The organism is Porticoccus sp. GXU_MW_L64 (genome assembly GCF_052983295.1).
Map to the genome: position 1 here is coordinate 100,575 of NZ_JBRKJK010000004.1, position 19,883 is coordinate 120,457.

The following is a 19,883-nucleotide window of genomic DNA, read 5'->3' on the forward strand; positions in this document are numbered from 1 at the left end:
TAGCCTCAGGTGTAATCCACCAGAAATGAAGTTACTGGCTGGCAATGGTGGATTACGGCTACGCCTAATCCACCCTGCGAGCTATCGCTTTAACCAACGTATACCGGACTATCCATACACAGGGAAAGCTGCACAAAGCGCCAACACCTGCTCTTTTACCTTCGGCACTACCTGCTCCGAGGTGCCGTTTTCCAGGGATTCGAGGATGTCACAGATCCAGCCGGTCATCTTCTCGGTTTCCGCCCCACCAAAGCCGCGAGTGGTGATAGCGGGAGTGCCAACGCGCAGGCCACTGGTGATAAAGGGTGAACGCGGGTCGTTGGGTACGGCGTTTTTGTTCACGGTAATGTACGCTGCGCCCAGCGCTTCTTCGGCGTCTTTGCCGGTGTATTCCTTGCCGATCAAACTCACCAGCAACAGGTGGTTGTCGGTGCCACCGGAAACAATGTCAATACCGCGCTCCAGGAACACTTTGGCCATCACTCGGGCATTGCCAACCACTTGCTGTTGGTAGGTTTTGAACTCGTCAGACAACGCCTCTTTAAACGCCACCGCCTTGGCAGCAATAACGTGACACAGGGGGCCGCCCTGACCACCGGGGAATACGGCGGAGTTGATTTTCTTGGCCACTTCTTCGCTGTTGCTGAGGATAATGCCACCGCGCGGACCACGCAGGGTTTTGTGGGTGGTGGACGTCACCACATCGGCGTAGGGCATGGGGTTGGGGTACACACCAGCGGCAATCAAGCCGGCCACGTGTGCCATATCCACCATCAGCCAGGCGCCCACTTTGTCCGCCACCGCGCGAAAGCGCGCCCAATCCACTACCCGGGAGTAGGCGGAGAAACCGGCCACAATCATCTTCGGTTTGTGCTCCAGCGCCAGCGCTTCCATCTGCTCGTAATCCAGCTCACCGGTGTCGGCGTTCAAACCGTACTGCACCGCGTTATACATTTTGCCGGAAAAGTTGGGCTTGGCACCGTGGGTGAGGTGGCCACCTTCCGCCAGGCTCATGCCCAGCACGGTATCGCCGGGCACGCAAAGCGCCTGGTAAACCGCAGAGTTGGCCTGGGAACCGGAGTGGGGCTGCACATTGGCGTACTCGGCACCGTAGAGTTGCTTGAGGCGCTGTATGGCCAGATCTTCGGTGATGTCCACATACTCACAGCCACCGTAGTAGCGCTTGTGAGGGTAACCCTCGGCGTATTTGTTGGTCAGCTTGGTGCCCTGGGCAGCCATCACTGCAGGGCTGGCGTAGTTTTCAGAAGCAATCAGCTCAATGTGTTCTTCCTGGCGCGTTTCTTCTTTCTGAATAGCGGCGAACACTTCGGGGTCAAATTGGGCAAGGGTCAAGTCTTGGTCGAACATCTCGGCTCCACAGGGGTTTCAGGATAGCAGGTGGAAAAATTGAGCGCAGATTGTACACGAGACAACCAGCAGGAACCATTGCCCAGCGGCGAACAATACTCTGCAATACCGGTCACAGACGGTTATGTATAAACAGCGAATATGGCAACATGCTTATTATGAAAAAAACTGCTCTGACGACCATCTTGTTCAGCACTCTCAGCGCTTGGGCCCACAGTGCGCAGCACACTGCGCCCCAACTGCCCATAGTGCTTACCGACACCTTTCAGTACGGCTTTGATACCCCCAGCATTATCGACCTCACCGAACTGATAGAAGCCTGTCCCAAGCGGGATTGCATTCCCTCTATCGACGCCCCCAAATTCGCCAACATTCTCAGCACTGACTATCTGCAAGACGACGACCTGCTGCTGATTGTGGAGCACAACAATATCGTGCGCGCTTACCCCCACAAAATTCTCAACTTCCGGCAAGTGGTCAACGACCAGTTTGGCGACACTCCCATTGCTGTCACTTACTGTCCGCTGTGTGCCTCCGGTGTGGCTTTTGTGGCCCAGGTAAACGGCCTGGTGAGCGAGTTCGGCGTTTCCGGGCTGCTGCACAACAGCGACCTGGTGCTCTACGACCGCCGCACCAAGCACCTGTGGGGGCAGATTACCGGCGAAGCCATTGTCGGCCCCCGCTCCGGGGAAACACTGCAACGGGTAATAACCCGCACCCTGCGCTGGCGCGACCTGAAAGTCAGTTTGCCTCGCGCGCAAATACTGCAACCGGACAGCTTCGACAAAATCCGCCTGGGCAACAGCAACCACTACGACAGTTACGCCAACAGCGGCCAGTTACACTTTCCGGTTTCCCAGAAAGATGCCCGCCGCAAACCCAAACAACTGGTGTACGGTGTGGAAATCGAAAGCTATTCCGTCGCCATCACCGAAGACTACCTGAACAAAAACACCGCATTCGACCAGGCTGTCGGCGGCTACATCGTGCGCTTCCTGCGGCGCAAAGACGGCTCCGTGGTGGCCTACAACAAAGACACCCGGCGCACCATTCCCGTCACCCGGCTGTACTGGTTTGCCTGGTATGCATTTCATCCGCGCACAGAGCTTGTGGAATAACGTTTCTGTATAATCGCGCTCATTGCCACTACCGACAATCCATCACCATGCCCATCAGCCATGTCATTGCCCACCGCCTGCAGCGCATCCCCGGTGGCGACACCCAGTTCCAACCGCGCCAGGACGAACTGCCCCTGGACGGAAAAGTGGAAGAACTGCTGCGAGAACTGAAACGCACCTTCTGCAACCGCACCGGCAAAAACTGGGGGCTGTTCAGCAACGACAGTGGCAGTTTCCCCCTCCCCGGCCTGCTGAAAAGCTACTGTGAAGACAAGCTGGGCTTTGCCAGCTTCTCCCGCAAAGCCGCCGAGCTTTTTGCCGAACAACTGGGCAAAAATGACGCCGCCGTGGAAGCACACCTGCTGCTCTGCCGGGAGAACCTCGCCGACGCCGACTACCTGTACCTGTTTATGGTGGACCACGACGAAGCCCTGTTTATCGACAACGACCTGTCTATCCAGAGCACCTGGAATATCGGCAGCCTGATGCTGGGCGCGCGAGTCAACCTGGGGGAATGGCAAGGGGGCGGCAGCAATTATCTATCCCTGTTGCGATTGCGGGGCGACAAGCCCCTTACCGATGCCTTTTTCAACACCCTGGGCTTTGACGACCCGCAGATTGACCTGTACGCCGACACCAGTCAGTTTTTGGACGCAGTAGACAGCTACAGCAAAACCCTGCCGGAAGAACAGGCCCAGGAAACCCGCCACAAGGTGGTGGATTACTGCATAGAGCAAGACCGCAACGCCGAACCGGTGGTGTTTGAAAAACTGTCGAAGGAACTCAACCAAGACAAGCCCCAGGAATTTGCCCAATACATTGAACAGAGCTACGAAGACCAGAAAGGCTTCGCGGAGCGAGCCGAACAACAGGCCCCAAAAAAAGAACTGATCCCCCACCGTGGCCGCCTGAAACAGTATATCCGTCTCAGCGGCCGCGACCCGGAAATGAGCATCAGCTTTAACGCCGACTGCATTGGCAACAGCGTGGAATACGACCACGAAAATGATGTACTGACACTGAAAAAACTGCCCAAGGCGCTGCGCTCAAAACTGTTGGAACACCTGCGCGCCGGCTAGGGTCTGCGCACTTATCCATTGGGGCCGTTTACCCTGGGGGCGCTGAACTGCTGGGAAAACTGGATGCCACTGCCGCGAGCGGCACTCTATGCCCAGGGGGAAAATCTCCACGTGGCTATCTGGCCCGGCGGGCCACTATTCGCGACCGGATGTCACGCAACTAACCGTCAATCGTCAACGGCAGTGCACGGTATTTTTTAACGACTCAAAAATGACTCATAAATCAGCAGCTATCGTCCAAGACAGCCGTAAGCCGCTGCAAATCTGCAAGCGTATCAACATCCATGGCCGCCCCTGGCATGGGGACTGACAGCACAGCTTCGGCATTGGCGCGCAACAATTGGCGGGCACCACGGTCGCCGGTGAACGTTTGCAGTTCGGCAAAAAAACGCCTTGGGAAAACCGCAGGCACCCCTGAGGTATTATTATAGCTGGCGGCGACAATTTGTTGCGGCGCACCTTCTGCGGCTGCCAACAATAACGACAAGTCGCCGTGGGTCAGAGCCCCTTGATCCGCCAACACCACCATGGTGTGAGTCACGCTATCGGGCAACTGTTTTACAGCATAGGCCAGACTGTGCCCCATACCCTGTTGCCACTCTGGTACCGGCAGAGGGATTACATCGGGGGGCAGCACCTCCGCCACCTGCTCCGCCCGATACCCCACCGCAACAACGACCGGGTGCGCAGCACACCCCAGGCAGGCATCCACAACACACCGCACCAGTGGCCGGCCATCAACCAGCGCCAGTTGCTTGGTACCATTAAAACGGCTGCCGGCACCGGCAGCCAGTACAATGGCGGCGATATTTATATCCACAGGCAAATACTCAGAAGGCAATTAAACAAACGAGTCAATCAGGGGGAAGGGTGACATCATCAGCAGGCTGTATTTGTCTTCTCTGTTACCAATACAAACCCATCAGCACTCAATAATATTCACCGGCACTTCAATCACATTGACCGCCAGCCCCCCCCGTGCGGTTTCTTTGTATTTATCCTGCATATCGCGGCCGGTGTCGCGCATGGTTTTGATGACTTTATCCAGGGACACAAAGTGATTGCCGTCGCCGCGCAGGGCCATGCGTGAGGCGCTGATGGCTTTGATGGCGGCCATGGCGTTGCGTTCGATGCAGGGCACCTGCACCAGGCCACCGATGGGATCGCAAGTGAGGCCCAGGTTGTGCTCCATGGCGATTTCGGCGGCATTTTCCACTTGCTGAGGAGTGCCGCCCAACACTTCGGTGAGCGCCCCGGCAGCCATTGAGCAGGCGGAGCCCACTTCTCCCTGGCAACCTACTTCGGCACCGCTGATGGAGGCGTTTTCTTTGTACAGGATGCCGATAGCGGCGGCGGTGAGCAAAAACTTCACGATCAAATCGTCACTTTTGCTGCTGTCGCAGAAGCGGTGAAAGTATCGCAACACCGCAGGGATAATGCCGGCAGCACCATTAGTGGGAGCGGTCACTACCCGGCCACCGCCGGCGTTTTCTTCATTCACCGCCAGGGCATACACGCTGACCCAGTCCAGGCTGACCATGGCGTCGTTATTCAAATCGTTGCTGCTGCTGGAAAGCTGGCGGTACAGTTGTGGCGCGCGGCGCTTTACTTTTAAACCCCCTGGCAGCATACCTTCGGTTTGAAAACCGCGACCAATGCAACTGTCCATCACCTGCCAGATATTGAGCAGCTGCTCCCGTATCTGCTGTTCACTGCGCCAGGCTTTTTCGTTTTCCAGCATCAGTTTGCTGATGGAAAAACCACTGTCAGCGGTCATTTGCAAAAGCTGTTCGCCGGTTTTGAACGGGAATGGCTGTGCAGTGCTGTCTTCAATAATGCGCCCCTCGCCCTGTTCGGCCGCCTCTTCATCCACCACAAAGCCGCCGCCCACTGAATAGTAGACACGGGTATCCAGCACCTGTTGATCTCTGCCGTAGGCGGTAAATTTCATACCATTGGCGTGATAGGGAAGGGATTCTCGGCGGTGCAGCAACAGGTCGTTTTCATCCGCAAAAGCCACTGCGTGCTTGCCCAGCAAGCGCAGACTCTGTTGTTCGCGGATGTCTGCCACTCGGCTGGCAATGCTGTCTACATCCACGGTTTCCGGGTCTTCCCCTTCCAGCCCCAGCAATACGGCCTTATGGGAGCCGTGACCTTTGCCGGTTGCACCCAGCGAGCCATACAATTCGGATTTCACCCGGGCCACCTGACTGAGCAGGCCACCGTCTTCCAGGGCCGCGGCAAAAGCCGCGGCAGCGCGCATAGGGCCGACGGTGTGTGAGCTGGATGGACCGATGCCAATTTTAAAAATATCAAATACACTGGTGGCCATAGTGTGCAGCCTTTTAATGGGAAATTGTCATCCTGAGCGCAGCGAAGGACCTCGTATTGTTTCTCGACAAGAGGTCCTTCGCTGCGCTCAGGATGACAGAAAGAACAGTTATAAAACAGAGAAGCTGTCTACAGTTGATACGACGATGGCAAATATGAAAATCACGGCACACCTCTGATCGCCGCCACTGGCAAGCAAAAGCGCAACACTACAATTGCTGCAACCGCTGTTCCATTTCCGCCAGGTCCGGCATAATCACCGCTTGATCGTCCAGGGTGGCATACATCAGTACACCCTGTTCATCCGGCTCATTGCCCTGGGCACGAAAATCGCTGGTGGGCGTTACCCGGGCACTGCGCGGATAGCCTTGGGTCACCAGGCCATAAAACTCAAATTCGCTGTTTTCGTCCGCCGCTTTCAGCACCGCCAAACGACTCTGTTCGGTAATGGCAGGCTTCTCGGCACCCACCAATGCCTCGTAGCAGATCACCTGCAATGAATGTTCCCGCCACTGCACGGTGCCGTACAACCAGGCAGGCAAGTCGTCGGCTCTTTGCAAAGGAATATCATCCAGCACTTCTGACACCGCCGACACCGGCAACAACAGGGTAGTGGCGGCGATGGGGAGTAACAGGCTGTCCACAAAAGAGGCCAGCTGTTGAGGAGTATGGACTAATTGGTTCATGCTCATTGTCTCTTTCCGATCTCGTCCTGTTCAGCCAACCTAGTCAACTTCTGCAGTCAGCAGTTCGTCGATGGCATCGCGCAGTTCTTCTTCGCGATAGGGTTTACCCAGGTAGTGATTAACGCCCAGAGACAACGCTCGTTCCCGGTGCTTGTCACCGGTGCGCGAGGTAATCATAACAATGGGCAGGTTTTTAAAACGACCCATGGAGCGCACCCGGCTGGCCACTTCAAAGCCGTCCATGCGCGGCATTTCGATATCCAGCAGCATCACGTCCGGGTCGTGTTCACGCAGCAACAACATGGCATCGGCGCCATCTTTGGCGGTGAGCACCTGGAAGCCTTCGCGCTCCAGGAAGCGACTGGTTACCTTGCGTACGGTTACCGAGTCGTCCACCACCATCACCATGGGCACACTGGATTTGGCGGCAGCGGCCTCTGCGTCTTCCACCCACTGCACGCTGGCGATGGCAGAGGTTTTTTGCGTGCGCAACAATGCCAGCAAGTCGAGAATCACCACCACCCGGCCATCCCCCAGCACGGTGGCACCGGAAAGTCCGGGCACGGTACTGAATTGGGCGCCCAGGGTCTTCACCACAATTTCGCTACTGCCCACCAGACGATCCACCTGTACCGCGTAGCTCTGTTGCTCTGAGCGCACCAGCACCAGTGGTATGGCCTGTTCTTCGGCACTGATACGCGGCGCGGCTCCCTCATGCAGCAGTGAACCCAAATGGCGCACGCTGTATTCAGAGCCACCGTATTCGTAGCGCAGTTGCGGGTTGCTGTAAAAGTTTTCCAGCTGTTGTGGCGACAAACGCACCACACCGTCGATGGAGGTCAGCGGCAACGCGTAGCTGTCGTCGCCAACTTCAATCATCAGGGCGCGGTTGATGGACACGGTAAAAGGCAGGCGTACCTGGAATTCGGTGCCCTGGCCCTGTTGCGAGCGAATGGCGATGGCGCCGCCCAGCTGCCGCACTTCGGCGTTGACCACATCCAGGCCGACACCGCGACCGGAAATGTGCGACACGGTTTCCGAAGTGGAGAAACCCGGTTCGAGAATAAACTGCACCACCTCGTGGTCGCTGAGGTTGGATTCGTGAGCCATCAAGCCCTGCACAATGGCCTGCTTGCGAATGGCATCGATATTCAGGCCGCGACCGTCGTCCGCCAGTTTGATAATAATATCGCCGCCCTCGCGGGCCAGGTCGATGCTGATGGTGCCGCGCTCCGGCTTGCCTGCGCCGCTGCGGTCTCCGCCACTCTCAATACCGTGGTCGATGGCGTTGCGCAGCATATGGTCGAGAGCTGGCAGCATTTTTTCCAGCACCGAGCGATCCATTTCCCCTTCCACATTGAGCAACTGCAGTTCTACCTGCTTGTCCAGCTCGGAGCTCACCTGACGAACAATACGGCGCAAACGCGGCACCAGGCGACCGAACGGCACCATCCGCGAGCGCATCAGCCCTTCCTGTAAATCCGTATTGATACGGCCCTGCTGCACCAGCAGGTTTTCCGTTTCCTTGGCGTTCTGGCCCAGGGTGCTTTTCAAATCCTGCAAATCGGAAGCGGATTCCATCAGCGAGCGCGACAACTGCTGCAGTTTGGAGTAGCGATCCATTTCCAGAGGGTCAAACTCCTCGTCGCTGCCCGCAGATTCAATTTGCTCGCGGCGGAAGATAATCTGGGCTTCGGTTTCGATACCCAGGCGGCGCACCTGATCCTGCAGGCGGCGAATGGTGGTGTTCATTTCCTCCAGGGCGAAGCCAAAAGAGCTGATCTGCTGCTCGACCCGGCCACGGGAGATACTGGTTTCCCCCGCCATATTCACCAGGTTGTCCAGCAAGGTGGCGCTCACCTTGACCATTTCTTCCGGGGCCTTGATGTCGCTGTCTGCCAACAGCTGTGGCAGTGGCACTTTGCCCAGATCCGCCGCCACCGGCGTTGTTTGCCCGGTATTTTCTGCGCCATCGCTGGGCGCTACCTGGCCGATGCCGGAAATCGACTCCGCCAACTGACGCACTCCGGCGTGCAGTTGATCCAGGTGTTGCTGCAATTCCTCGAAGAAGCTGCCGTCGTTGCTGGCGCGGTGTTCCGATTCAATCAGCCAGCTTTCGAAGTTGTGGCTCAGGTCGCCCAACTCATCCTGGGCCGCCATGCGAGCACCGCCCTTAAAGGTGTGCAGGGCACGTTTGATTTCGTCCGGCCAGGTGTTGACCTGTGGTTCTTCTCGCCAGCTGTACACGGAGTTATCAATGGTCTCCAACAGCTCGCCGGTTTCCTCCATAAAGATGGCCAACACTTCCAGGTCGAATTCATCTTCATCTCTGCTTTCGCTGGCAGCCACCGGAGGAATAAAGGGCATGGCCGCTGGCGCAGCCGACTCGCTGTGTGTTGGTTCCGTTTCTTCTGCGGCAGCTTCATCCGGCTGGGCTTCTTCAGCCTCGTCTTCAGGCTCGTCGACCTGTTCGTTTTGCCGCTGCGCTTCAGCGGGCTCAAGCTCCTCACTGTCTTGCGGTCGCAGCTCGTGCTGTTGTTCCGCAGGCTCAATCGCGTCTTCAGCAACTGCCTCCACGGGAAGCTCAGCCTCATCATCCTGGGAGCTGCCTTGTTGAGAACTGACTTCTTCCGGAACAGCTTCTTCGGAAACAGCTTCTTCGGAAATATCTTCCTGAACGATATCTTCGGCGGCTTCCGCCTGGTGATGGAGGTCATTAGCCAGCAGTTCCAGACTGATGACGTCGTCATCCACTTCCGGCATCTGTTGGCCAGCGGCGAGGGCGTCAATCATCACCAGCAGTTTGTCGTGGGCTCCCGCCAGTGTGGTGACCACCGCCTGCGGGTCAGCCACCGGCGTCATATCCACCACCTGCAAGGTATCTGCTACTTTGGCGGACAGTTGTGACAGTGCAGGTTCTTCCGCCTTGGTCGCGGCGTGGCTGAGCTGATCGTACTCCTCCACCAAGGCATCCAGAGACGGCTGCTGGCCGCTGTCGCGCCAGTTGGCAAACAGGGATTCGGCGTCCATCAACTGATGCAAGCCATCGGTCATCAGGGCAATCAGCGGGCGCAGATGTTCGGCAAATTCCTGTTGCGCCTGTTCGCTGACAGAGCCTTCAGCACCAACCAAGGAGCCTTCCGCGCTACTTAAAGAGCCTTCCGCGTTATCTAAATAGCCTTCAGCGCTGGCTAAAATATCTTCATCCGACTTATCTTCAAGACCTTGCTGCGGCTCGTGTTCAGCCAGTGCCTCGGCAAAACTGTCGTTATCGGCATAATCTTCCGGCTGCTCACTGGCAACCATCGGCAGCAGTCGTTGGCGGGATTCATCGATACGGGCCAGCAGCTCGTCGCTGCCTTCGATGGCGCTGTGCTGATCGCCCGCTTCCAACACCGGCAGGGCGTTTTGCAGGGCAGCAACGCTGTCGGTGAGCAGTTGCACCAGGGGCCAGTCCACCGCTTGCTGGAAGTTATAGAGGTCTTTGACCAGGCCTTCCAGGGGCTGCATCAGTTGTGAAACCGGCGTCACTTCCGCCATCAGAGCACTGCCCTTGAGGGTGTGCAGGGCGCGCAGCAAGCCGGGTGTGGGCAAGCCGTAGTGCGGTGCAAGCTGCTGGATTTCGATAAGGAACAGGGATACGTCTTCCAGGTGACGACGTGTTTCGTTCACAAAAATCGACAGCAGCTCGCCACTTTCGTCCCCGGCTCCTTCACTGGCACCCGTATCGCCAACCAGATCCAGTTCCTCTGCTTCTTCTACTTCTGCTTCGACATCGCCCGTCTCAACGGCATCGGCCTCGATTGCCAGTTCTTCGGCAACGGATAGCGTTGGTTGATCATCGACACTGTCAATCTCAATGCCGGACAAATCCACCGCCTGACAGTGAGCCACCGCATTGGCATTGGCGATTAACTGATCAATCGCCGCGCTGTTGTCTTCCGGCTGGCGCTGTTGAAAATTGCTCACCATGGTGGGCAACAGTTTTACCGCTTGCCCCACCAGCACCGGAACATCGGAGCTCAGCGGTATCAGGTTGTCGATTACCCGGTTGAGCATGTATTCCACCGCCCAGGCCAATTCGCCAATACGCATGGCTTCCACCATGCGGCCACTGCCCTTGAGGGTGTGGAAACCGCGACGAATATCGCCGAGCTCATCTCCGGCAGTGGGGTTGGCTTGCCAGGCTGGTAACTGCTCGTTCAGTACCTCCAGCACTTCGCCCGCTTCTTCCACAAAGATGTCGATGATTTCTTCGTCGATGTCGCTGCTGTCGTCTTCGCCAGCGGCATCCGCTGCCATCATGTCCAGCGCCGCCTGTTCGTCGCTGCTGTCGTTATCTGCCGGCTCAATGTCACCGAGCAGTTGAGCGCCGTTGTCCACCAGTGTCAGTTCGTCTTCTGGCGGTTTTTCGCTGGCGGCATCAACCTGCTGCATATCCCCGGCCTGTTCGCCGTTCAGCAGGGCGGCGCTGTTTTCCGCCATGGTCAGTATGGATATGGCTTCGGCACTTTCCTCACCGGACACACCCACACAGCCGTCCAGGTAATATTCAATGCTGGTAATGGCGTCCGCCAGGCTGTCGAGAGTTTTCCAATCCGGAATGGCCGCATCAGACAGCAGCTTTTCCTGAATGTAACGGCAGGAGGTGTCCAGCACCTTGGCCGGGCGCTCCAGAGACATCATTTCCAAAGCGCCGCGCACCTCGGTGAGCAGTTGTGGAGCGTGTTCCAGAAAGTGCTTGTCCCACTGGGAGGAGATGTACTCGACTATATTGTCTTTGACTTTTTCCAGGCCGTTGCGGGTTTCCCGTAACAGGGCTTCGCGAGCCCGATGCAGTTCCATATTGGCCTGATTTTCTGCGGAGTCTATCTGGCCACCGGAGCTGCCCCAGGCCACCAGAGCGGATTCGATATCCACCAGGTGGTTGGCGATATCACCCAGCAGCACCACATTCATGGTTTCGGAGCGATCACTCACTTCCTGCATGCGTTGCTGCAGTTCATCCAGTGGTTCAGAGAAACGGGTCTGGCCAACAAATGCCAGGGAATCGGACATGCGCGTAAAGATGTCGCACAACTGGCCGATCATGCCGCCGTCCAACCCACCTTCCAGCTGATAGCGAGTCACCATTTCCTTGGCGTTGTTCACTTCTTCCAGCAACGCGGTGGCAATGGCACGCACCGCATCGGCGTCGAAAGAGGGCGTCAGCGAGCCATCGCCGCCAAAGGAGCCCGCTGGCAGCGCTTCGCGCAGGCGGAATGCTTCGGTAACTTCAAGGATACGCTCAGTATTGGCACTGCTGAACGCCACATAATAAAGCAGGTTCTTCAATAACCCCGGGGGTATTTCTCGCTGTAAAGCCTCTACCCCTTGTTGCTGCAATTGGCGAATTTCGCGATCCAACCCGCGCAACAGGGATGTCACCGCTGACGACATAGCGATGCTGTGGTGACCAAGCCCTTCCTGTACTGCCAGGGACACCCGCCACAACGAGTGTTGAGCGGTACCTTTACTGAGCTCGCTGAGGCGACTGAAGACACGGTTGATGTAACCCAGATTTTTATCCCTGTCGGCGCCACGAATCAGACCCAGCAGCGCCACCTGGTACATCTGGCGCAGCTTTTTAACCAGTTCTATAAAGGCATCATTGTCCGGCAGCGTAATACTGCCACCGGAACCAATCTCACTGATATCCATATGAGGAGAAAACAGCGAACCCTCGGATAACAGCGGCTTGCCGCGCACTGCGCGCAGGTCGTTAATCAGGGAAATCAGCGTGGCGGGCTGGTCGCTGCCGGTGCTGCTCACCTGGCGAATGTACTGGGGCAGCTTCAGGGAGGCCTGCACCAGTACTTCACTGGCTTCCGTCACATTGCTGATATTATTTTCCAGCAAGCCGCTGACCAGTTCTTCCATTTCTTCGGCCAACAGAATCGCACCGTGGCATTCGGTAATTTTCAGGGTGCCGTGCACCTGATGAATGCTGCTCTGGCAAAAGCGGATTTGCGGCTCATCACTGGGGTCTTTGAGGTAGGCATCCAGAGACTCGTAAGCCTGTTTCAGCGATGCTTCAATTTCGTCGACCAACCAATCCAGGCTGTGCAGACTGCCGTTTTCTCTGTTCACTAACGAATCCTCGTTGGCGCCGGGCGTAAAACCCCTGCGCTTGCGCTGATACTGGTATTGCGCCGATACATTTGTACGGATGGCTGCGCCACACGCTCTACCTGCGGCGGTTGCCAGTTGGCCAGTTCTCCGGGGCCAACCAACAGGTGGCCACCGGGTTTCAGGCTGGCCACCAGACTGGTCACCAATTGCTGACGTTGCCAGCGACGAAAATAGGGCAGCATATTCTGGCAGTAAATCAGGTCTGCACCCTGTAATTGGGGAACCTGTTGCGAGCTATCTGCCACTTGCAGGGCGTTGCCACGAATAAAGCAGGTGCGGCGACGCAGTTGTTCGCCCACCTGGTAAAAGCCATTCGGGTAGTAGCCAGTGTTGCGGCACTGAAAATAGTGGTCTCTCTGACGCTGACTCAGGGCCGACAACTGTGTTGGGGAATAGATGCCGTTGCGGGCAGTAGCGATGGCCTGAGCGCTGATATCCATACCGATCACACCATAGCTTACCCGCTGGTCGAGACAGTGATCGGCCAGAACCAACGCCAGGGAGTAGGTTTCTTCACCGCTGGAGCAACCCACGCTCCAGGCGGTAAAGCTGCTGCCGGTGATATTATCCTGGCGCTGTTGGTACGCCTGCCAAATGCGGCCCACCGCATCCATGGATTCGCGGTGGCGCAGAAAACGGGTATCACGCACCAGAACTCGATCCAGCAGCTGTGTCCATTGCGGGTGATTGTCTTCGCCAGCGGCCAGTTGTCGGTAGAAATCCATGGTGTCGACAAAACCCAACTCGTCGGCTAATGCGCCGATACCCGCCGCCAACCGGTCGAGGTTGAGGCTGTCTGCGCGCACGCCAGTACGACGCTCCAGCAGTTGTTGCCACAGCTGCGCCTGGCGGTGGTCAAAACCGCTGCGGGTGCGCTGCACACTGCTGGTCGACATCATTGAATTCACCGCCATGGAAGTGGCCAGTACCAATGTTCCAGTACCCCCAATACCCAATTAATAGTTAGTAACGATCTTTGTCGTCTTCCAAGTCGCCATCCAGCTCGACCATAAAGTCCTGGTCGTCCGTCGCTGGCTCCGCGTCCAGGTCCAGATCACTGTCGCCACTGGCCAGATAATCCGCATCGGCGGCGATATCCAGGCCATCCAGGTCGTTTGCTTCCACGGTTTCTGGCTCACTGGTTTCGTCTTCTGCCAAGGTGTCGGCGATATCTTCTGCCATGGCAACCAGTTCTTCGGTAGCTTGCGGCTCGTCGCTTTCAGGCTGATCAGCATCCTCGGCAAAGCGCGGCTTAAAGCTGGCGAATTCTTCCGGGTGACGGTCAAAATCCTCGTTGCCCAGTGGCACATCCTGCTCCGTCAGGTCTTCCTGATCGGGTTCTTCCTGCTGCACAGCGTCCACAGGGCCAGCAGCGGGTACCGATGCAACGGACTGTTGCCCTGGCAGTTTGAAGCCACTCACCGACTCGCGCATATCAACGGCCATTTCCGCCAACTCACCAACCGACGATGCAGTGGTGGTGGTACCGGACAGCGTTTGCGAGGAAATTTCCTGAATCACGTTCATGGTGCCGGACACATGGCTGGCGGTCTTCGCCTGCTGCCGCGCCGCCGAGGAGATATCCTGAATCAGTTCCGCCAGGTCAGCGGATACGTTTTCGATTTCTTCCAGAGCAACACCGGCGTTGTGAGCGAGGTCGGCCCCTTTCACCACTTCGGTGGTGGTGGACTCCATGGAGCTCACCGCTTCGTTGGTGTCGGTCTGAATGGTTTTCACCAGTGAGGCAATCTGCTTGGTAGCCGCCGCCGAGCGTTCCGCCAGGCCCTGTACCTCATCCGCAACCACCGCAAAACCGCGCCCTGCTTCACCGGCCATGGACGCCTGAATAGCGGCGTTCAAGGCGAGGATATTGGTCTGGTCGGCAATTTCGTTAATCAGGCTTACGATGTCGCCAATCTCCTGGGAGGATTCACCCAGGCGCTTGATTCGTTTGGAGGTATCCTGAATCTGTTCGCGAATGGTGTCCATGCCGGCAATGGTGTCCCGCACCACCTCACCGCCGTTTTTGGCGATGGATACCGAGCGCTCCGCCACCACCGCCGATTCCGAGGCGTTGGTGGATACCTGGTCGATGGTGACCGCCATTTCATTAATGGCTGCGGAGGCGCCGATGATTTCCTGGGCCTGGTGTTCGGAGGCTTCCGACAGTTGCAATGCGGTGGCGCGAGTTTCACTGGCGGAGGCGTTTACGTTTTCCGCTGAATCCTGGATACGAGCCACCAGAGCGCGCAGTTGGCCGATGGCGTAGTTGATGGAGTCAGCGATTGCACCGGTAAAGTCTTCGGTTACCGTGGCTTCGGCAGTCAAGTCACCTTCACCCAGGTCACCGATTTCATCCAGCAACCGAATCAGAGCATTCTGGTTGCGGTCGTTTTCTTCCGCCGCTTCCAGTGAACGACGACGTGTCGCCACCAGGGACTGCACAATAATCATGATCACCAGGACAATGGCCAAACCACCACCCAGCAAAGCCGTTTGCTGATTGAGCTGACGCTCCCCCTGCAGGCCGTCAATGGCCTCACCCAGAGAGGTAATCTCATTCACCAGGCCGCTGGATTCGTTGAGCACCGCTTCGCTGGCTTTGCGGGCAGCGAACAGTTTCGGCGTGGCGTTGTAGATTTCTTCCACCTGACCGCTGACAAATTCAAACTGCTGGTTCACCTCGTCCAGACTGGCGCGCGCCCGGCGATTGGCCACCCGGCTGATGCCCATGGCTGTATCGCCTTTGAGCAGGCCATTGAGCACCACACCAAATGTGCGGGCATCCTGGTTAAACTGGTCCGCAGCCGCTTCCGAGGCAACACCGCCTGCAAGCATTTTGTCGATATTACGACCAATACGCTCCGCCAGCCACGCCTGGCCCTGAGCCGTGGCAATCTGATCGCGAGGGGAGCCGCCGCTGATCAGCAGGTCTACCACTTCTACGTGCTTTTCCTGCAGTGCGGGCAGAGTGTCATTGAGGTTGGCGGCCACTTCATTGAGCAGCAGGATGGTGTCTTTGTCGTTGAGGATTACCTCGGCATTGCTTTTTACCGCCCCCCAGCTGCGCTCCATATTGGCAAGGGCAGTACCCGCCATTTGCGCTTCGCCAGACAATTCCGCTTTCAGCTGTGACCATGTGCTGTCGATGCTGGCCACCTGGCCCGACAGGGTGTCAAATGCCTCGCGGTTACCGCTGGTGGCTTCCCGCAATGGCCCCGCCAATGCCGAAGACAACGAGCGCAGTTCGCCCACTTTCTCACGGTTATCACTGTCCCGTGCGGAATCCTGAATCACTATCCACACGTTGTAGGCGACGAATCCCAGCACCGCTACCAGCAAGATCGCCAGTAACAGTTGCAGGCCGCTGAATTTTGCCTTTTTGGCACCGCTAATCATGGTATTTCTCCGTGAACTCAATCTGATGTTCTGTTTAGAGCACTTCCAAAAATATCACTATTTTTAGAGACACCCTTTTATTATTGTGTCGTTACTTTGTTTATATATGTGTCAGGCGGTAACGCTTAAAAAGCGCACATCGCTCACCAACCGCAGGGGTCGGAATACGCCCCACACCTTGTCGCCATCACGGTAACCACCTTCCAGGTAAGCGGAGATGGCGCCGCAGTCTTCCACTTCCTCGACAAAGGTATCCACCGGGAAGTGGCGCATACCCAGCACTTCATCCACCTGCAAACCGGCGAACACTCCGTGCATATCCATCACCAACACCCGCTGTTGCTTGGGAGCGGTGGTCAGCCGGGAACCGGCAAATTCCGCGAGATTGACAATGGGCAGCAGGCGGCCACGAACATTAGCCACCCCACGTACCCAGCTTTGCACCCGTGGCAGGCGGGTACAGGCAGGCACTTCCAGCAGCTCAACAATATCGCTGAACGGCACCGCAAATTGCTGCCCCTGCAGGGCAAAGCAAACCACCGATACGGTGGGCACCACCTGTTCTTCGCTGGGCAGGCGGCGATCGCTCTGGCGGCAGTAGGTATCCAGCGCCACCAGGGTTTGAAATGCGGAAGAAGCGCGCAATCCCACGGTCAGGCCACCACGTCATTAATGGCCTGAATCAGGCTCTTTTCGTTGACGGGTTTGGCCAGGTAAGCGCGAGCGCCCTGGCGAGCGCCCCACACCCGGTCGGTCTGCTGGTCTTTGGTGGTGACAATAATCACCGGGATATGACTGGTTTCCTCACCGCGAGTCAATTGACGGGTGGCCTGAAAACCATTGAGCCCCGGCATTACAATATCCATCAGCACCACATCCGGCTGCTCCTGGCGGGCCATTTCAATGCCCAGCTCGCCAGACTCGGCAGACAAGACATTGTGGCCACCCCTGGACAACATGGTGGTGAGTTTGTGAGTCTCGGTGGGAGAGTCGTCTACGATTAACACTTTTGCCATAACGGAAATAACCCCTTAGTTATTATTTTTTGAGGGCAGGGTAGCAGGTGCGCAATTACGCGGTTTGCGGTTGCGCGTAGCGATCCAACGCCTCAAATAATTCGTTTTTGCTGAATGGCTTGGTGAGGTAATCGTCGGCACCGACAATTCGCCCCTTGGCCTTGTCAAACAGCCCGTCCTTGCTGGACAGCATAATCACCGGCGTGTGACGAAACTGGCTGTTGTTTTTGATGAGCGCACAGGTCTGGTAACCGTCCAGCCTGGGCATCATGATGTCCACAAAAATAACGTCGGGTTGGCTGTCGGCAATTTTTGACAAAGAGTCAAAACCATCCACGGCGGTAATCACATCGCAACCGGTTTTGGACAGCAGCGTCTCCGCCGTACGACGAATGGTGTTACTGTCGTCAATCACCATCACTTTGAGATCTTTGCGGCTCTCTTCCATAACTTACAACACCACTGTTTTTAGTATTAAATTCGTTATTATTCTGTGCGCTGCCAAGGGTTAGCCCACGGAGCTTTTGTAACACATTCTATCGGCACATACTATCGCGGACTTAACCCGCAGGCTTAACACCAAACTGGCCAGGAAAAACCGCTTTCTGCCTCGGGCCACAAAAACACCAATTGCTGTTGCCAGAGGAGCGCCAACCACTTACCTTTAGCCTATTGCCTTTAACACTGAGTTTTAGGCCCGGCCTTGCCGACATTTTCGGCACGCCGTCACACTAACGGCGGTGCGCAAACACCGTTATCATACGAACTTCCTACTGCCAAAACGTGATACAGGTATCAGTATGACCATACAGCTCGGCGTGATCATGGATCCGATCCACACTATCAACTACCGCAAAGACACTACCCTGGCCATGATGCTGGCCGCCAGCCGCAAGGGTTGGGGCCTCTGGTACATGGAACAGGGGGATCTGGCGCTGGACAATGGCACGGCCACCGCCCGTATGCGTCCGCTCCAGGTTGTTGCCGACCCGGATAATTTTTACCAACTGGGAGAGCCGCAAATTCGGCCACTGGCAGAGCTGGATACGGTGCTGATGCGCAAAGACCCGCCCTTTAACAGCGAATACATCTATTCCAGTTATATTCTGGAAGCCGCCGAGCGCGACGGCGTACTGGTGGTCAACAAGCCGCAAAGCCTGCGGGACTGCAATGAAAAAGTATTCGCCACCCTGTTCCCGGAATGCACCCCGCCGCTGTTGGTAAGCAGCGATGAACAACAGCTGAAAGCCTTTCACCGGGAGCACGGCGACACCATTTACAAACCCCTGGATGGCATGGGCGGCTCCGCCATTTTTCGCGTCAAGGGCGACGATTCCAACCTCAGCGTTATTATCGAAACCCTCACCAATTACGGTCAGCAAACCATCATGGCGCAACGCTATATTCCGGAAATCAAAGCCGGTGACAAACGCATTCTGATGGTGGACGGCGAACCCATATCGCACTGCCTGGCGCGCATCCCCAGCCAGGGGGAATTGCGCGGCAACCTGGCGGCCGGAGGTTCTGGTGTTGTGCAGCCACTCAGTGACCGGGACCGCTGGATTGCCGAACAAGTGGGCCCGGAACTGAAAAAACGCGGCCTGCTGTTTGTGGGCCTGGACGTGATTGGCGACTACCTCACCGAAATCAACGTCACCAGCCCTACCTGCATTCAGGAAATTGACCGCGACAGTGGTTCTGACATCGCCGGTCAGCTGATGGATGTAATCGAACAAAAGTTGAGTACAGCCAGTTGAGCCAACCCGCAACTGACAAAAACAGCTTTCACAACGCCGAGCAAGCACAGATACCCATCGACAGCGGCGGCGACCAGTTGGGCTTTGCCCTGTTCCTGGCCATTGCGGTACACGCGCTGATTATCTTTGGCATCGGCTTTACCATCGCCCTGTCGAACCCGCCAGCCCCTACACTGGAAGTGACACTGGCACAGCACAACAGCCAGCAGGCACCGGAAGACGCCGACTACCTGGCGCAACACAACCAACAGGGCAGTGGCGACCAGGCAGAAAAAGCCCAGATCACCACCGACCGGCAATCGCCCCTGCCCGCACCGGCGGTGCAGGAAACCGAGCCAGTGGCCGCCACCCCACAACAGCGTCGCCGTGCCGAGGCCGCCGCCCTGCTGACCACCACTGCCGCCAGCGAACGCCGTACTCCCAGCGCCGAGCGAGCAGAGCAAGACAGCGGCGAACAACAAGAAAATTTTGATCAGGCAACACGGCAGGAGCTGGCCAGCCTTCAGGCCCGGCTGGATCAACAACGGCAGGAATACAGCCGCATGCCGCGCATCAACCGGCTCACCGCCGCCAGCACCCGCTCCGCCGACGAAGCCGCCTATATGCACTACTGGGTGCAGCGCATCGAACAAACCGGCAACAGCCACTACCCGGAAGAAGCCCGCCGTCGGGGGCTCTACGGCAACCTGCGGCTGGCAGTTACCCTGTTGCCCGACGGCGATGTGGAAAGTATTGAGATTATTCAAAGCTCCGGTCAGGCCATACTGGATCAGGCCGCCATCCGCATCGTACGCCAGGCCGGACCTTTTGAGCCTTTCCCGAGTGAACTAAGTGAGTGGGACAAGTTCGAAATCATTCGCACCTGGCAATTTATCGCCGGCAATCAGTTAAAGACTGACAGTTAGACGTTGAATGTTTGACGTTCACTCCGAACTCACTTCGTCGAACATCTAACTTC

Annotated in this window: 14 protein-coding genes; 4 read left to right on the top strand and 10 right to left on the bottom strand. The window is 57.0% G+C overall.

Features of this window, described 5'->3' with window-relative positions; all coding sequences use genetic code 11:
- Nucleotides 1-108 precede the first annotated feature (108 nt).
- A complete protein-coding gene (gene glyA / locus ACVBEJ_RS03655) occupies nt 109-1,368 on the bottom strand; it encodes a serine hydroxymethyltransferase (protein WP_447128244.1) in 1,260 nt (419 codons plus the stop codon).
- 158 nt (nt 1,369-1,526) lie between these two features.
- Here glyA and ACVBEJ_RS03660 point away from each other — a divergent pair, with 158 nt between their 5' ends.
- A complete protein-coding gene (locus ACVBEJ_RS03660; protein WP_447128245.1) occupies nt 1,527-2,486 on the top strand; it encodes a DUF3179 domain-containing (seleno)protein in 960 nt (319 codons plus the stop codon).
- 47 nt (nt 2,487-2,533) lie between these two features.
- The gene (locus ACVBEJ_RS03665; RefSeq protein WP_447128246.1) at nt 2,534-3,565 is read left to right on the top strand and encodes a nucleoid-associated protein; all 1,032 of its coding nucleotides are present in this window, start codon (nt 2,534-2,536) and stop codon (nt 3,563-3,565) included.
- Between the two features lie 223 nt (nt 3,566-3,788).
- Here the strand turns inward: ACVBEJ_RS03665 and ACVBEJ_RS03670 are convergent, their stop codons facing one another.
- The 9 genes from ACVBEJ_RS03670 to pilG all read right to left on the bottom strand — a co-directional run bounded on the left by ACVBEJ_RS03670 (nt 3,789) and on the right by pilG (nt 17,616).
- The gene (locus ACVBEJ_RS03670; RefSeq protein ID WP_447128247.1) at nt 3,789-4,385 is read right to left on the bottom strand and encodes a nucleotidyltransferase family protein; all 597 of its coding nucleotides are present in this window, start codon (nt 4,383-4,385) and stop codon (nt 3,789-3,791) included.
- A 102-nt stretch (nt 4,386-4,487) separates the two neighbouring features.
- The gene (locus ACVBEJ_RS03675; RefSeq protein ID WP_447128248.1) at nt 4,488-5,897 is read right to left on the bottom strand and encodes an L-serine ammonia-lyase; all 1,410 of its coding nucleotides are present in this window, start codon (nt 5,895-5,897) and stop codon (nt 4,488-4,490) included.
- Between the two features lie 208 nt (nt 5,898-6,105).
- Nucleotides 6,106-6,582 carry a chemotaxis protein CheW gene (locus ACVBEJ_RS03680; RefSeq protein WP_447128249.1) on the bottom strand — a complete coding sequence of 159 codons (477 nt, stop codon included), beginning with the start codon at nt 6,580-6,582 and terminating at the stop codon, nt 6,106-6,108.
- Between the two features lie 39 nt (nt 6,583-6,621).
- Nucleotides 6,622-12,711 carry an Hpt domain-containing protein gene (locus ACVBEJ_RS03685; RefSeq protein ID WP_447128250.1) on the bottom strand — a complete coding sequence of 2,030 codons (6,090 nt, stop codon included), beginning with the start codon at nt 12,709-12,711 and terminating at the stop codon, nt 6,622-6,624.
- A complete protein-coding gene (locus ACVBEJ_RS03690) occupies nt 12,711-13,652 on the bottom strand; it encodes a CheR family methyltransferase (RefSeq protein WP_447128251.1) in 942 nt (313 codons plus the stop codon). The genes ACVBEJ_RS03685 and ACVBEJ_RS03690 overlap by 1 nt, the downstream gene beginning before the upstream one ends.
- 64 nt (nt 13,653-13,716) lie before the next feature.
- Entirely contained in the window at nt 13,717-16,152 is a 2,436-nt protein-coding gene (locus ACVBEJ_RS03695; RefSeq protein WP_447128252.1) for a methyl-accepting chemotaxis protein, read from the bottom strand.
- Between the two features lie 111 nt (nt 16,153-16,263).
- Nucleotides 16,264-16,803 (bottom strand): chemotaxis protein CheW, encoded by a 540-nt coding sequence (locus ACVBEJ_RS03700; protein ID WP_447128253.1) that lies wholly within the window; start codon nt 16,801-16,803, stop codon nt 16,264-16,266.
- A 2-nt stretch (nt 16,804-16,805) separates the two neighbouring features.
- Nucleotides 16,806-17,168 (bottom strand): twitching motility response regulator PilH, encoded by a 363-nt coding sequence (gene pilH / locus ACVBEJ_RS03705; protein ID WP_447128254.1) that lies wholly within the window; start codon nt 17,166-17,168, stop codon nt 16,806-16,808.
- Nucleotides 17,169-17,223: 55 nt separating this feature from the next.
- The gene (gene pilG, locus ACVBEJ_RS03710; RefSeq protein ID WP_447128255.1) at nt 17,224-17,616 is read right to left on the bottom strand and encodes a twitching motility response regulator PilG; all 393 of its coding nucleotides are present in this window, start codon (nt 17,614-17,616) and stop codon (nt 17,224-17,226) included.
- 352 nt (nt 17,617-17,968) lie between these two features.
- On the opposite strand from pilG, the gene gshB reads away from it, so the two are divergent.
- Both gshB and ACVBEJ_RS03720 read left to right on the top strand, forming a co-directional pair.
- The gene (gene gshB / locus ACVBEJ_RS03715; protein ID WP_447128256.1) at nt 17,969-18,925 is read left to right on the top strand and encodes a glutathione synthase; all 957 of its coding nucleotides are present in this window, start codon (nt 17,969-17,971) and stop codon (nt 18,923-18,925) included.
- Nucleotides 18,922-19,830 (top strand): energy transducer TonB, encoded by a 909-nt coding sequence (locus ACVBEJ_RS03720; RefSeq protein WP_447128257.1) that lies wholly within the window; start codon nt 18,922-18,924, stop codon nt 19,828-19,830. Before gshB ends, ACVBEJ_RS03720 begins: the two co-directional genes overlap by 4 nt.
- The last annotated feature ends 53 nt before the right edge of the window (nt 19,831-19,883 follow it).

Coding starts and splice junctions, on each gene's coding strand:
- glyA (WP_447128244.1), bottom strand. CDS start 1,368: ATGTTCGACCAAGACTTGACCCTTGCCCAATTTGACCCCGAAGTGTTC.
- ACVBEJ_RS03665 (WP_447128246.1), top strand. CDS start 2,534: ATGCCCATCAGCCATGTCATTGCCCACCGCCTGCAGCGCATCCCCGGT.
- pilG (WP_447128255.1), bottom strand. CDS start 17,616: ATGGAAGAGAGCCGCAAAGATCTCAAAGTGATGGTGATTGACGACAGT.
- pilH (WP_447128254.1), bottom strand. CDS start 17,168: ATGGCAAAAGTGTTAATCGTAGACGACTCTCCCACCGAGACTCACAAA.
- ACVBEJ_RS03695 (WP_447128252.1), bottom strand. CDS start 16,152: ATGATTAGCGGTGCCAAAAAGGCAAAATTCAGCGGCCTGCAACTGTTA.
- ACVBEJ_RS03680 (WP_447128249.1), bottom strand. CDS start 6,582: ATGAACCAATTAGTCCATACTCCTCAACAGCTGGCCTCTTTTGTGGAC.
- ACVBEJ_RS03675 (WP_447128248.1), bottom strand. CDS start 5,897: ATGGCCACCAGTGTATTTGATATTTTTAAAATTGGCATCGGTCCATCC.
- ACVBEJ_RS03660 (WP_447128245.1), top strand. CDS start 1,527: ATGAAAAAAACTGCTCTGACGACCATCTTGTTCAGCACTCTCAGCGCT.
- ACVBEJ_RS03690 (WP_447128251.1), bottom strand. CDS start 13,652: ATGATGTCGACCAGCAGTGTGCAGCGCACCCGCAGCGGTTTTGACCAC.
- gshB (WP_447128256.1), top strand. CDS start 17,969: ATGACCATACAGCTCGGCGTGATCATGGATCCGATCCACACTATCAAC.